This is a genomic window from Actinobaculum sp. oral taxon 183 str. F0552 (assembly GCF_000466165.1).
Taxonomy (GTDB): Bacteria; Actinomycetota; Actinomycetes; order Actinomycetales; family Actinomycetaceae; genus Peptidiphaga.
In genome coordinates this window covers 52,357-66,418 of sequence record NZ_KE951406.1, presented here as the reverse complement: position 1 = coordinate 66,418, position 14,062 = coordinate 52,357, and the positions used below count along the sequence as shown (strand labels likewise).

The 14,062-nt window shown below is 64.9% G+C and carries 12 protein-coding genes; 4 read left to right on the top strand and 8 right to left on the bottom strand.

Annotation, left to right across the window (positions count from 1 at the left end; all coding sequences use genetic code 11):
- Positions 1 to 18: 18 nt before the first annotated feature.
- The 8 genes from HMPREF0043_RS00890 to HMPREF0043_RS00855 form a co-directional block, all read right to left on the bottom strand.
- The gene (locus tag HMPREF0043_RS00890; RefSeq protein WP_021600879.1) at positions 19 to 1,326 is read right to left on the bottom strand and encodes a Bcr/CflA family efflux MFS transporter; all 1,308 of its coding nucleotides are present in this window, start codon (positions 1,324 to 1,326) and stop codon (positions 19 to 21) included.
- Positions 1,327 to 1,391: 65 nt separating this feature from the next.
- On the bottom strand, positions 1,392 to 2,309 hold the full coding sequence (locus tag HMPREF0043_RS00885; protein WP_084431935.1) for a phosphatase PAP2 family protein: 918 nt from the start codon (positions 2,307 to 2,309) through the stop codon (positions 1,392 to 1,394).
- Positions 2,299 to 4,653 (bottom strand): serine/threonine-protein kinase, encoded by a 2,355-nt coding sequence (locus tag HMPREF0043_RS10025; RefSeq protein WP_021600877.1) that lies wholly within the window; start codon positions 4,651 to 4,653, stop codon positions 2,299 to 2,301. Before HMPREF0043_RS10025 ends, HMPREF0043_RS00885 begins: the two co-directional genes overlap by 11 nt.
- 251 nt (positions 4,654 to 4,904) lie before the next feature.
- A complete protein-coding gene (locus HMPREF0043_RS00875) occupies positions 4,905 to 6,725 on the bottom strand; it encodes an ABC transporter ATP-binding protein (RefSeq protein WP_021600876.1) in 1,821 nt (606 codons plus the stop codon).
- Entirely contained in the window at positions 6,715 to 7,152 is a 438-nt protein-coding gene (locus tag HMPREF0043_RS00870; protein ID WP_021600875.1) for a lasso peptide biosynthesis B2 protein, read from the bottom strand. The genes HMPREF0043_RS00875 and HMPREF0043_RS00870 overlap by 11 nt, the downstream gene beginning before the upstream one ends.
- The gene (locus HMPREF0043_RS00865) at positions 7,145 to 7,405 is read right to left on the bottom strand and encodes a lasso peptide biosynthesis PqqD family chaperone (RefSeq protein WP_040317521.1); all 261 of its coding nucleotides are present in this window, start codon (positions 7,403 to 7,405) and stop codon (positions 7,145 to 7,147) included. Before HMPREF0043_RS00865 ends, HMPREF0043_RS00870 begins: the two co-directional genes overlap by 8 nt.
- Before the next feature lie 2 nt (positions 7,406 to 7,407).
- Positions 7,408 to 9,207 (bottom strand): asparagine synthase-related protein, encoded by a 1,800-nt coding sequence (locus tag HMPREF0043_RS00860; protein ID WP_040317520.1) that lies wholly within the window; start codon positions 9,205 to 9,207, stop codon positions 7,408 to 7,410.
- Positions 9,208 to 9,300: 93 nt separating this feature from the next.
- A complete protein-coding gene (locus tag HMPREF0043_RS00855; protein ID WP_021600872.1) occupies positions 9,301 to 9,525 on the bottom strand; it encodes a lasso RiPP family leader peptide-containing protein in 225 nt (74 codons plus the stop codon).
- A gap of 73 nt (positions 9,526 to 9,598) precedes the next feature.
- Between HMPREF0043_RS00855 and HMPREF0043_RS00850 the strand changes: the two genes are divergently transcribed.
- The 4 genes from HMPREF0043_RS00850 (at position 9,599) to HMPREF0043_RS00835 (ending at position 13,995) form a co-directional block, all read left to right on the top strand.
- Positions 9,599 to 10,312, top strand: coding sequence for an ABC transporter ATP-binding protein (locus tag HMPREF0043_RS00850; protein WP_021600871.1), 714 nt, complete (start codon positions 9,599 to 9,601; stop codon positions 10,310 to 10,312).
- Positions 10,309 to 11,637: an FtsX-like permease family protein gene (locus tag HMPREF0043_RS00845; RefSeq protein ID WP_084431933.1), complete on the top strand. Its 1,329-nt coding sequence runs from the start codon at positions 10,309 to 10,311 to the stop codon at positions 11,635 to 11,637. The genes HMPREF0043_RS00850 and HMPREF0043_RS00845 overlap by 4 nt, the downstream gene beginning before the upstream one ends.
- Before the next feature lie 478 nt (positions 11,638 to 12,115).
- Entirely contained in the window at positions 12,116 to 13,312 is a 1,197-nt protein-coding gene (locus HMPREF0043_RS00840) for a sensor histidine kinase (protein ID WP_021600868.1), read from the top strand.
- Entirely contained in the window at positions 13,309 to 13,995 is a 687-nt protein-coding gene (locus HMPREF0043_RS00835; RefSeq protein ID WP_021600867.1) for a response regulator transcription factor, read from the top strand. The genes HMPREF0043_RS00840 and HMPREF0043_RS00835 overlap by 4 nt, the downstream gene beginning before the upstream one ends.
- The last annotated feature ends 67 nt before the right edge of the window (positions 13,996 to 14,062 follow it).

Genomic DNA, 14,062 nt, shown 5'->3' with positions numbered 1-14,062 from the left:
TCCGCACAGGAAGCCGTTTCATCCGTCGCTTTGCGAGCCGGGCCCCACGGCGTCGGCTACGGCCGCCGTCCGGGCCGCCTCGCGCTCCCCGTCGCGCAGTCCCGGCAGTGCCATCAGGTTGGCCGCAACGGCGACGAGGACGAGGACTGCCCCGAATCCGACGCCGGAATCCTCGCCGGCCAGCCCGACCAGCGGACTGGCGAGCCCTCCCATGACGAACTGGACGAAGCCGAGCAGGGCTGACCCGGTGCCGGCCCTGCTCCCTGCGCGCCCGAGTGCTATGGCCGGGATGTTGCCGATCGAGAACCCCAGACAGGCCACGTGGAGGAAGAGCAGCCCTGTGACGGCGTAGCGCATGGAAGGCGAATCGACGGGGGCTCGCAAACCTAGGAAGCAGACGGCTGCTAGGACGGAGTCGACTGCGAGCGAGGCCAGCAGCGCGCCCTGGACTTGACGGTCGAGGGGGATGCTGCGGGCCAGAGCGCTCGATGCCATCGTGGCGCCGGTCACCATAGCCGCACAGCATCCGAAGATGACCGTGTAGAGGCCGGTGCCCATGCCGAGCACGGTCTGCAGGACGAACGGGGTGGCCGACAGATAGGCCATGAGCAGGGCGAACACCAAGCCGTTGATCAGGGTCATGCGTACGAAGAATCCGTCGCGGCCCAGTGACCGGCAACCGTCGACGAGGGTGCGCAGGCCCCCCGAGCTGCGCCGATCGGAGGAAAGGGTCTCGGGCACGCATGCGAGGACGAGGACGAGGAGGACGGCGGTGAATCCCGCGACGAGCCCGAGGATGCCGCGCCAGCCGATCGTGCCTACGAGCGCGCCTCCGAAGATGGGGGCCAGTACGGGGGCTATGCCCTGGATGGCCATGACGAGGTTGAGGGCTCGGGCCGCGGCGACGCCTCGCGCTCGGTCCGCGATGACCGCTCTGCCCAGCACCATGCCGGACGCTCCCCCCAGACCCTGGAAGAACCGGGCGATGAGCAGGACCGCGATGTCGGGGGCCGCAGCTGCGGCGATACCGGCCGCAAGTGCGAGGATCGTCCCCCACACGAGGAGCGGCCGCCGCCCCAGCCTGTCGGACAGGATTCCGATCCCCAGCTGCCCGATGGCTATGCCGACGAGGAATGCGGTCATGGTCAGCTGCACCGTTGACGCTCCCACTCCCATGTCCTTCGCCATCGCGGTGAACGCAGGGAGGTACATGTCCGTCGCAAGGGGGGCGACGGCCGCGAGTGAGGCGAGGGACAGGAGGAGCGATGCCGGAAACAACCGGTGGAAAGCGGTCTTCTCGAACGTCTGCTGAGGCTGAGTGGTCACCCATTCACTCTGCCATCCCAGACGTCGGGCCGGTAAGCCGACGGCAGATCGGTGTGCGGCTTCTCTCAGGCGGGGCTGTTCGGCGAACGGGTCGGCGGGCAGTCGGGCGCGTCCGAGCGACGGGAGTCCGCAGCCGGAGGCGCTGTGGGTCTGAGCCTGGAGGCTGCCCGCTCCCGCCTTCGCCGCGTGGCGATCAGGACCGCCGTGAAGGCCAGAGCGTAGTATGAGGCTCCCGCCGCCGCATCGAGGACGAAGTGATTCGCCGTGGCCATGATGACCACAACCGTCACGACGGGCAGAGAGCAGGCCAGAACCCGTATCCACCATCGCCCCGCCACGAAGCAGACGGAGACCGCGACCCAGATCGACCATCCCGTGTGCATCGACGGCATGGCCGCGTACTGGTTGGAGACGTCCTCGTTGGCGGGTGTGTGGAGCCTCCCCCACGTCCTGTATTTGATGAATGTGTCCACGAAGCCCCCGTCGGGGACGAGGCGAGGGGGCGCCAAAGGGTACAGCCAATAGGTGACCATCGCCGCTCCCGTCATGACGACGAGCACCGTCCGGTGGAATCTGAACACCCGCCAGTCGATGCGCCATAGGACGACGAGCGTGACGATGGTGGTCAGCGAGAAGCCGATGGCGTAGAAGTAGTTCGCGAAGACGGCCAGGGGGACGTGTTCGTCGAAATAGTGGTTGATCGACGGCTCGACGTTCAGACCCAGCCTTTCCTGCAGGGCGATGACGTCGTGGGCGTGGGCGACTGCCAGGCCTTTGCGATCGGGCGCCGCGTTCCTTACGAAGGAATAGAGGGTGTAGCCGGCGATGAGGAGGAGCACCTCGCGCCACATGCGAGCCGCCATCACGCGCCGGACGACGGATTCGCGTCTCTGCGAAGCCCCCTCGCGGGCGTCGTGGGCGGCGAGCGTCGTATCGGGTTCCGCGGTCAACGGCGGAGTGGTTGGCACTGGATTACCCGTCATTCACGGTGCCTACGACGATGTTCCCTGACGATGACAGCCCTTCCACGAGCATGATGCGGTTGTCGCCCAACGCCCGACTGAACCGTCCAGTCGCCTTCCAGAGCATGGAGCCGTCTTTCAACGAGTAGGCGGCGACGACGCCTCCCTTGTCGTAGTAGACGGACTTATCGGAGTCGGTGCGTGAACCGACCAGAATGGCGCTGTCGTCGCCGGTCAGCCCGAAAACCGATATGCTGCACGAATCCTCGCTGGCTGGAGCTGGAACTGCCATGGTCTTTCCCCCCACCCGGACCTTGCATTGGGAATTGCTGATCGCCGCTTTGATCGTCTTCTCTTTGCCTCGGATGACGTTGACTGAGTCCGTGTCGACCTTCTTGAAGATACCCGCCAGCTCTTTGGGGGTGACGGACGTGGAGGCGACCCAGTTGCTCGAACTGGCCTTCGTCGTCCCGGTCTCCTTCCTCCTGCCTTCGGCGTCCCATATCGTGTACTTGCCGTCCTGAATCTGGTAGAAGGCCTTGTTTCCGGCGTCCACGCCGAAGCCTGCAGGATGCGGGTCCTCCTCCAAGGTCTTGTCGGATCCGCCGAAGGACGAGCTGGCGAGCTTCTTCCCGGTCGACGTCGAAAACACCTGGACCGTATCCGCGTCTTTGTCGACGGCGAGCACGAAACTCTCGGTGACGATGACGTCGCTCGAGAACTTGCCGTAGGTCCGCCACACTTCCTTGCCGTTCCTGTCGAGGGCGAGGAGGTCGCCCGTATACGCGGCCGTCAGGACGGTGCGATCGGCCGTCGCGCCTTTCAACCGCGAGTCGGAGGGGCCCGGCGGCGTGGAACTCTTGCCGTTGGACGATATGAGCTCTCGCTTGTGGCTGTCCGCGCACAGAAAATGCGAATCGTCCCAGAATCCGCTCATATGAGCGTAACAGTCTCCTTTCCAGACGGGTTCGCTTTTGGTGCCGTCGAGCCTGTAGACCGCCCACTTGTCCGATTCGACCGCCAGCATGCCCCCATCGGGAGAGACGTACTGCTTGTAGCCGTTCGGAAGGCGCAACTGCTCGCTGAAGCCTTTGCCCGCTGGCAGGGCCGCCACCGAGTCGCCGGGAACGTCGGGGCCGTTGAAGAGGAAGTGCCGCACGGCCAGCACTCCCGCGCCCGTCAAGGCCACGGCCAGTACGGCCGCCACGGCGATCTTCCAGCCTCTGCGCCGGCGGCGCGGAGGCGGATATCCTCCCGGGGGTTGGACGAGTCGGTACTGACCCGACTGGCCGGAGGCGGCCGTGGCCGGCGTGTAGGCGGGATACTGGTAGGAGGCGTTCGAGGGCGGGGCCGCCGGGGAAGCCATGTCCCCCGACGAGGCAGGGGCGAAGGCCGGCGAATACCCCTGTGCGGGTCGGGGCCCCGCCGCCATGGTGGGGGGGACTCCCCCTCCGAAGGCGAGGGAGTCCGCCGACGGCGCCGATGCGGGCGGGGTCGCGATGCGCGGCGCCGGGGGGAGGCCGTCGAGGGAGGGCTGTAACTCCTCGAGGTCGTGAGCGACCTGCTGGGCGGTTGGACGCTGCTCGGGGCGTTTGGCCAACAGATGGTTCAGAATCCTCCAGAGGGAGTCGGGGATCCCCTCGGGGCGTCCGGGAAGCCGGCCCACGTGCTGGCCGAGCAGCTGCCCCGGGTCGCCGACGAAGGGCGTGACTCCGCAGCAGCTCTGGTAGAGCACGATGCCCAGGGAGTACAGGTCGGAGGCAGGCCTGGGGACCTCGCCGAGGAGGATCTCCGGCGCCATGTAGAGAGGCGTTCCCAGGATCCCGGTGAGGTGGTCGGTGCCGACGGCGTTGTGGATCCGGGCTATCCCGAAGTCCACGACTCGGGGAGTCGCGGGGTCGGTGGTCGAATCGAGGAGGATGTTGGCGGGTTTGACGTCGCGGTGAACGACGTCCGCGGCGTGGACGGCCATCAGGCCCTGCGCCACGTGCGCTCCGATGCGGGCGACTTCCGCCGGGGGCAGAGGACCGTCGGACGCCAGCTTCCCACGCAGATCTCCGCCCGGCACGTAGTCCATGACGATGGCGAAGGTCGTTCCCTCGATGACGAAGTCGCGGATGTTCACGACGTAGGGAGAGCGAATCCTCGTCAGCGTGGTCCGTTCCTTGACGAAGCGCCCGACCAGGCCTTCGTCCTCGACGAGGTCCGCCCGCAGGATCTTGAAGGCCAGCACGTCCTGCTGGGTCCCCTCCGAGCCGCGGCCGTCCTCTTGATGGTCCGAGACGGATCTCCCACGCCACACCTCCCCTTGGGCTCCACGCCCGATGCGCTGATCGAGCACATAGTTGCTACCGAGGCGACGCATGCGTTCTCCGATGGGGGGACGGACAGGGACATTCCAAATTTACCTGGTCGAGCGGCCCCTATGCACGGCCGCGTGCATATGGGAGAGCACTCCCACCGTCCAGTCTCCGGCCCCGGTATGCAGTTGCGCTCACCACAGGCAGGCCTCGTCGTGGCCGCCGTGCGCTCCGACCGGCTCCCACTCCCCCTCCCTCGCCGGATCCGCCGGCCTTGTACAGTGTGGGCTGACCGGCGCCGGCGGCGGGGCGCCGGTCAGCCTCGGATCAACCGCTGCTGGTCTGCGAACACGGAGTACGTCGGGCTCGTGGCGACGAGTTCGCTGTGACGGCCGACGGCTTCGATCTCTCCGTCTCTGACGACCAGGATGAAATCGCTGTCGACGATCGTCGACAGACGATGGGCCACCACGATGGTGGTGCGACGGCGTCCCGCCTCGGCTACAGCATCCCGCAGCTTCTGTTCGTTGTCGCTGTCCATTTGGGACGTGGACTCGTCCAGAAGCAGGATCAGCCGTCTTCGAAGCAGAACGCGCGCGATGGCCAGGCGCTGCCTCTCACCGCCTGACAGGTTCGTCCCCTGATCCGACAGTTCGAGATCGAGGCCGCCTCGGTCGCGACTGTACAGGTGGTCGAGGTTCACGCGTGACAGCGCCTGGAGGCAGTCGGCCTCGCCGATCTCCGGGTCGCCGAGCGTGAGGTTGTCGCGGAGGGTGCCCGCGATGACCGGGGCGTCCTGTTCCACGAGGCCTATGAGCCCTCTGTCCCGCACATCCGGATCGGAGGCCTCGGCGATTCCCGCTATGCGGACGGATCCCCTCTGCGGCGAGTAGAAACCCGCGATGAGATTGAGGATGGTGCTCTTGCCCGAGCCCGACGGCCCGACGATCCCGACCTTCGCCCCCGGCGGAACGGCGAATGTGACTCCGCGAAGGGCCGGTTTCGGCTCGCCGGCCGTCGCACCGCCTCCGGTTGCCGGATAGGCGAAGTGAACGTCGGCGAATTCGACTGCGCAAGCGTCGTTCGCCTCCGGCACCGGTGTCGGGCCGGAAACCGATGTCGCCTGAGCCGTTCCCCGGCCTGACCGCTCCTCAGGAGCCTCGGCCTCCTCCTCCACCTCGGCGAGGCGCCTTGCGGCTGCGGTGGCCTGCGACAGCGATGTCATGGCTCTCACCGCCTGGCCGACGGGTGTCAGGAGGAGGAACACGTACATGACGAATGCCACCAGCTGCGCCACGGGAAGGGTTCCGTTCGCGACTTGGAACGCGCCGAGTCCGAGGACGACCGCGAGGCAGAGCTGCATCACCACCCCCGAAAGCGGCGTGACGGCGGATGAAACCCGGGCAAAGCGGATTCCGGCCTGCTTCGCCGCGTCGATGGTGCGGTCGACGCGGGAGATCGCCCAGTCCGCGGCGTTCAGGGACCGGATCGTCTTGGACGCGAAAATGCTCTGGTCCAGAGACGAGCCGAGCGACGACACGCCTTCTTGGACCTGGGTGGATGCATTGCGGAGCCGACCCGACAGGGCCATGACGCACACCAACCCGATCGTCACGGTCACCACAGTCGCCAGCAGCAGAAGGGGGCTGACGAAGGCCATGGCGATCAGCGCGCCGACGAACATGATCACGCCGCCGATGATCTGGCCGGCGCCTTCCGTGAGCGCGACGCGGAGCAGGGTGGTATCGGACGTCGCCCTAGCCACGAGGTCGGCCCGTCGGTAGGCTTCGAGTGCGCAGACGGGCAGGCGCAAGACAGCCCGCACGTACGTCATGCGGATCCTGCCCGTCACCTGTTCTCCGAGTGTGCCGAGCGCATAGGTTTGGAATCCCGACAACGCTGCGGACGTCGTCAGCAGGGCGAGGAGAAGGAGAACCGAGGGGAGGATCCCGGTCGAGTTCTCCAACGCGGTGACCATGCTGGCGATGAGGGCGGGCTGCAGCAGACTGAGCGTGGACGCGGCGACTCCCAGCAGAATCGCCACGAGGAACCGTCTCCAATACGGACGGATCTGCCTGACCAGCAGGGAGAACTGGCCTCGATCGGCGCGCGCGCGGCCGCGCGGTTCAACGTCCACGGTTCTTCCCGCCGGCCACGACGGTCATAAGCGGCTTGAAGTTGTCCCTCAACCCCTCCGGCTCGCCGATCGGCTCGCCGTCGACCGTGATCCAGGCGTGCGCCCGGAAAGGCAGGAGGCAAACGCCCGTGTGCCATTCGGGCCAAGCGCCTGACATGCGCAGAAGCAGGGCGATTGCGATGGAGCGGTCGAGGCACCACCTGCCGGAGCAGCGAGTGCTGACACTGACGACCGCACGGTGTGCGGCTATAGCTTCCTCGACCCGAGCCGGGCGGGCCGCTCGGCTGATTCGGCGCAGCCGCCTCTCCAGCGCGTCCGGCTTCTTCCGGGCGAGACGTCGTGCGTAGCCGACGGCTGCCAGCGCCAGGAGTCTGCGCCGAATGCCCAGGCGGGAGTCCGGCCGGGGGACGACGACGAAGTCACTCATGGTCGATCGCTCCGATCCCCATGAGCTGGTCGAGGAGCCTGCGGACGTCGCCGTCGACGCGGTCAGCCGAATCGGGATAGGCTGCAGCGAGCTCTTCGACGACGTCTCGAGGCAGGCCGCCGCCGGAGAGGCGATCGACCAGGAGAGCGCCGAGTTCGTTGAGCTGCCAGTACTCCCCCTTCGTCAGATCGAGGAGCACGCCTCCCCCTTCCGTCTGTGTGAATTTGAACTGTTGGCCCAACTTGTACGGCATTGTCATCCTTTTACGTTGTGAACGGTTCTCAGCCACATCTCCGCTCCAAGCGTGGCGTCGAGGAAGCGAAACGGCTGGGTGCTCGGGTGCACGGCGGTGAGGAATTCGCGGAACGCCTCCGCGTCGATGAGTCCCTCTTCCTGGAGAAGAGACCCCTCCGCGAACTCTCTCACCATGGATCCGCGATTGCGAGCGAGCCCCGAATACGCTTCGGCGCTGTAGTCTCCCTTGGATCTGCGGGAGAGGAGCTCATGGGGGAAATTCTCCGGAACGGCTGCTTGAAGCACGGGTTTGAACACTCCGTGCGACACACGATCCTCCAATCGGGTCCTGAAGGCGAGGTCCACGACCGCGTCGTCCAGGTAGGGGGCGTCAAAGGCGACGCCATGCCGTTCGGCCACCTGTGACATGCGTCGGATCAGGCGTCCGTCGGCGTTGACCAGCCGCAGCATCTCGAAGTCCACGGGAAGAGTGTCCGGGGTTTCCTCGCCGAGGAGGTCAGCCGCCTCGCGTATGAGCTCGCCCGACTGGCTCACAGCTGCAGCCGTGGCCCAGGAAGACGCCCGGGCTTCAGGCTCCCAGTACTGTTCGGGGCCGTTCGAATCCGGCTGGCGGAGTTGGCCGGCCATGTCCCTCAACCACACGGAGTGCGGCATCCTCCGGGTCAGCGCGCGGATGGTCCGGGCGGTCTTCCAACGGGCGATCGCCTGCATACCGCGCATCGGCCGGAATGCCCGAAGAGGATGCCTCCGGACGAGGGAGTACAGGTGAGTGAACGACGGCGAGAAGAGTTCGTCGCCGCCGAGCCCGGTGAGATGGATCGTCACGCCTCGGTCATGGAGCCGTTCCGCCAGTGCCCGGGTGAATCCGAGCGTTCTCAGGGCGGGGTACGGCGAGCTCGGGTCGCCGTCCGAGGTCGAATTCCATTCCGCATACCAGGGGGCGACGTCCGGCTCCATCCGGATGTGGTCGCCGGTGCCCATCCTGCTCCGGGCGAGGGCAGCCCACTTCACGTCGTCATTCGTCGCATCGTAGGCGTCCTGCCGTACGGTGACCAGCCGTTGGGCATGTCGATCCGCATAGAACGCGAGGGTCGTCGAGTCCAGTCCACCCGACAGGTCGGAGCCGAGCACAGGGGTCGCATCCGCACGCGCTCGAACGCCGGCTTCCAGGGCAGCCCGCAATCGGGGGGCGATATCCGTCAGCGGCTCTCGGTGCGCCGGATAGCTCCATCGGGGCACGATGACTCCACGGCCGTCGGGATGCAACTCCAGGGCATCGGTGACCGGCACATGCTCCACGCCTTTCCACAGCGGCCGATCGGAGAGCGGCCAGGGGGCTCGGGGCGCCAGCAGGGTCGTCGCCAGCATTTCCCTTCGAATCGCGCGCTCTGCGATGCGCGCTAGGATCGACGCCTTGTTCGCCGCGACGACGATGCCGTCGACATCCGCGTAGAAGATCTCGTGGGTGGCCGCCAGCGTGCCGTGGACCCTGGTGGACCCGTTGAAAGCGACCGCTGTGATGTAGGAGCCGGGAACTCTGTCGTAGAGGGCGTCGACGTCCCGAAACGAACGGATGGAGCGGACCGCACGGTCTAGAGCGTCATCGTGTGCGCCTACGAGCCCGAGTAGCGCCATCCGGCAGTTCGACGCCGTCGCCTCCCGCGCTTCTCGGCTCCCCCATCTTCCGAGGATCCACGGTCTGCCCGAGGAGTGGTGGATCGAGCATGAGTATCCATGACGCCGGATGACGTCATGGATGCCGGCGGTCTTCTCGGTGTCGGGAAGCACGATGACGTCCACGCACGATTCCTTTCCCAGTGGAGAGGTGGCCGTCTGCTTCGCGGTCGCGATGGGAGACGGCCACCTCCGAAATGCCTTCACAGGCAACGGCGGTTAGAACCACCAACCGCCCAGGAAGTCAACCCAGTAGCCCCTGCGGGTGGCGTTGGTGAGCTCGTCGAAGCCGCCGACCTTGAGCATGGCCGGAGCCTCGTAAACATCCTGAGAAATGATATTCCTCTTTTCTTGGATGGTTTTCTCGACCGTCGCGGTTGCGACGGTCAGCGTCTTGCGGACGCTTGTCTCCAGAGAATAGAAATCGACAAGAGTGGCGTACATCAACCCCTGGTTGGCAGTTCCGCGGAGGCGGCGTCCCTATCATCGGTTGGACTGGTACCACCGAGGAGGGCGGATGAAATCGCAGGAACGGATGGCGTTCACGGGAGAGGTAGGCGTCGTCGACCTCTGGAAATCGTTCGGCAAACGCACGATCCTCGCCGGAGCGACGCTGAGCGTTCGAGCAGGCGAGTCCTTGGCGATAATGGGGCACAGCGGCTCCGGCAAGTCGACCCTTCTCCATCTCATCTCGGGAATCGACGTTCCGGATTCGGGGAGCGTCGTCTACGGATCCGACCGCGGCGACGTCGAGGTCTCGGCTCTGTCCGCACGGGAGCGGACCGGGATTCGCCGGCGTCACCTCGGTTTCGTCTTCCAAAGGGACATGCTTCTCCCCGACCTGACGGCGGGCGAGAACGTCGCCCTCTCATGCCTCCTCGACGGAATGACCAAGAAGGAGGCTTTGAAGGTCGCCATGGATCGGCTGACGAGCGTCGGTCTGTCCGCCTACAGCGGCCAGAGGCCGGGAGAGCTCTCCGGAGGGGAGGCCCAGCGCGTGGCCATCGCACGTGCCACGGCGACCGACCCGCAGATCATATTCGCCGACGAGCCGACGGCCTCCCTCGATTCCCTCACCGCTGAAGCCGTCGTGGAGGAACTGTTGCAGGCGACGACCGAACAGGGGCGGACGCTCATCATGGTCACTCACGATCCGGCTGTTGCCTCACGCTGCGACCGCGTCGCCGAAATCCACGACGCCAGAATCCAGGGAAGGCCGAGCCAACGATGAACCCCCGCGCATTCGCCTGGCTTCTACGTCCGTCGAGGCAGAGCGCCATGGCCTCGGCGACTCCGGCTGCCACGTCCGCCGTCGCAGGATTCGTCAGCTTCACCATCGCGGGACTCGCATGGAAGCTTTGGCATTTGGGCGACCGGCACGAGGCCTACATGGTCCTCGCCGCCATGAGCCTGGCCTGCCTGCTCGTCCCAGTGACGGCCGTGAGCGCGGCCTCAGCGCGAATGCAGTCGAGGCAGCAGGAGGGCAAAGTCTCCACGCTGCGACTGCTCGGCATGTCTGCGGCCGCATCCCGTCTGCTGGTGGTTTGCGAAGTCGCCATCCCCTCGTGCATCGGAGTCGCGATCGGCTGGTGCGGCTCCCTCCTCGTCGCACCGATCATGGACCTCATCTCCTTCGGAGAAGACGAGGGGACACCCCATCCAATCGATGTCCGACCCTCCTGGGAGGGAACGGCGGTCGTAGCGTCGGGTCTGGTCCTCGCGGCCATTCTCAGCGGGATACACCGCCTCAACCGCGCAGTGAACGCGCCGATGAGCGTCAGCGCGAGGGACAGGCCTCCGATCGTGAGGGGAACGCGAGTAGTTGTGGCGATCGTGGCGCTCACGGCATGCCTGAGCGCCATGCATCTGGCGAGCGCGAGCTGGGGAGTGGTGGTGATCGTACTGGTCCTTATCCTCGCCATGCTCGTTCTCATGTCCATATGGAATCTGCTGGGCCCGTACCTCGTCCGACGAAGGGGGAACCGCCTCCTGCTCAAAGACTACTCTCCCGCGGAACTCGTCACGGCGCGGGCGCTCTTGGAAGACCCCGCCGCCGCATGGCGCCAGGTCTCGCCGCTGGCGCTGATGAGCTTCCTCGTCGTTCCGGCGTGTTCGATACTGGGATTTCTCAACGCTGTGACCCGAGGACCGACACAGTTGACCCACAGAGAGCTGATCCTGTTCGACGACGTACGATGGGTTGTGCTTCTGGTGACCATTTCAGCCTTCATCCTCGTTGCGTGTTCAAGCGTCGTTTACCAGATAGCCGGGATCGCCGAACGACGCGACCTGTACCTCGCTCTCACCTACATGGGGGCGCCCGTTCGCCTCCTCAAGGATGCACACCTGAGACGCGTGATGGCGCCATTGGCCGTCTCCGTGGTAGGGCCGGCGGCGCTCGCCGTCGTCGCCCTGTTCCCGCTGGTGGCGATCTCAGTGGTGACGTCGCCTTGGTCCTTCGGGATCGCCCTTGCCTGTCTGGGAACGGGAACAGCCCTCGTCCGCTTGGGCGCCTTCGTCACGGGACGCTATCTGCAGGCCATCGTCGCGAAGTGAAGCTCGCCGCGCACGATCGCGGCCGGGAGGCTCCGAACGGGACGGGCACACCGGTTTTACACGGCAGCCCGTCAGGCGACGAGCAGCTTGCGAACGCACAGGCGGACCCGTGGAATCCCCTCTCATCACAAGGATCCGTCCGCTCACGGGATGGAAGGCGCCTGCACGCCGTGGGCGAAGAGACGCCCATCCGCACACACAGCCGGTTCCGCATCAAGGTAAAATGATTCCGTCGAGGGTACGACCCTATCGCTTCACCACGAATACATCAACTGTTTTCCGTCTCTGGCTTCTCGCTTGAATTTGAAGAGGAAGCCGATGTCACGGACGGGATGTACGAGTCATTCGCCTTACAGCTCACCGCACGATTAAAGCATCCGATAGTCATATATCAATGTGCTATAAAATACGGCCATTATAACTTCAGCATTCTCAAATAGAGAAACTACCGAACTATTTCCAAACAATTGAGGACACTATGTCAGGCAAAACTATCGAAGACGAAGAGAGCTGGCGGGACATCGCTCGTCGGATCTGGCCCGTCCGAGAATGGATGTCCCGGCACCCGAGGTCGGCTGACTGGCTCGCGGTCGTCACCTGCGTCTCAATCCAAGTCCTGTCCGTCAAGCTCTCAGGGAGGGAATTGAGCCTTCCGGCTCTTGGGATCAGCGCCGTGCTCTTCTGGAGGAGGAGACTCCCGTTTGGGACGCTCATCGCCGCAGTCGCATTCAGCAGCGTCGTTTCAGCCATCGACTTCACCGATTTCCGCGATTTCCCGTTCGCTTTCGCGCTTTACGCCGTCGCCAGCCTTCAAGGGTATCGCCGGGGGCTGTTCGGCTACGCCGTAGGCGTGCTTCTACCCGTGGGTACGGCGCTCATGCAGTGCACGATCACGCAGGCGAGATACTCGCCCACGGTCTTCTCCCCCTTCGCTTTAGCCGCCTTGGCCACCGGAACGGCCATCCGCGGACATCGGCAGCGACACGCGCTACTGGCTGAACTGTGGAAAGAGCGCATAGAGCACGCCAAGACCGCCGAACGCGCCAGGATCGCCGCCGACATGCACGATGTCGTGGCGCACTCACTTTCGACCATGATCGCCTTAGCCAATGGAGCAGCGTCGGCATGGTCGAAATATCCCGAGCGATCGACGCGAGCCCTCCACAGCCTCTCGCAAGTCGGACGCACCGCCCTAGTGGACATGGGGCACATCCTTCGCCTCCTTCCCTGCGATGATAACGTCGGCAGCGGTGACGCCGAAAAAAATGCAGGCAGAGAATCCCTGGAAGACCTCGTGGAGGTCTTCCGCTCAGCCGGCCTCCCAGTGCAATTGACGGAACGCGGAAAACTACCGGCAAATAGACCCGAGCTGCAAACGACCGTCTTTCGGATCGTGCAGGAAGGTTTGACGAACGCCTTGCGCTACGCTCACGGCGCCCAGTACGTGGAAGTCGAGATCACAATCGAGAAGGGCCGGATCGACATCGCAATCACCGACGACGCACCCATTCATGACGTGACAAGGGTCGGCTCGGGTCGAGGCCTTCGCGGAATCTCCGCCCGCGCAGCGAAGTACGACGGCGGCAGCACGGCCGGCCCACGACCGGACGGAGGATGGCGGACGCACGCCTTCCTGGTCGTCGACGATAACGGAGGGACGGCAACGCACCGATGAAAGAAGCCATCCGTGTCGTCCTCGTCGACGACCAAGAACTATACCGCGAAGGCAATGCGCTCCTGCTCGACGCGACAGACGACATCGTGGTCGTCGGCGAGGCCGACACGGGCGAAGAAGCCCTTCACGCGATTGCGGAAGCCAAACCCGACATCGTGCTCATGGATATCCTTATGCCCGGAATGGGAGGAATCGACGCCACTCGACGCATAGTGTCCGCCCACCCCGATATCAGGGTGATCGCCCTGACGATTTTCGACCTCGACGAATACGCCTTCGGCGCTTTGGACGCGGGCGCCAGTGCTTTCATTCTGAAAAGCAGCTCACCGGAAGCGCTCATCCGTACGGTGCGGATCGTCGCCAGCGGCGAAGCCGTGGTCGAGCCGCGCATCACCAGACAGCTGATCGACATGTATACCCGACGCATCATTCCAATGCCCGAAACGGATTCGGAAAAGGAGGAGCCCCGCCGAGACATCGACTCACTCAGCCCGCGTGAACGGGAGGTCTTCTACGCCATAGCCCAGGGACTGTCGAATCCCGAAATCTCTGATCGGTTCTTCCTCTCTCCGGCGACGGTCAAAACCTACGTCAATCGTATCTTCTCCAAGCTCAGTTTCCGCGATAGGGCACAGGCTATTATTTATGCTTATAGGAACGGTTTGCATCATATCGATTCGTAATTCCATCGCTTTGCCGCTCCGAATTGCTTCTTCGATGCGAGAATACTCGCTTTCCGAATAGCGTCGA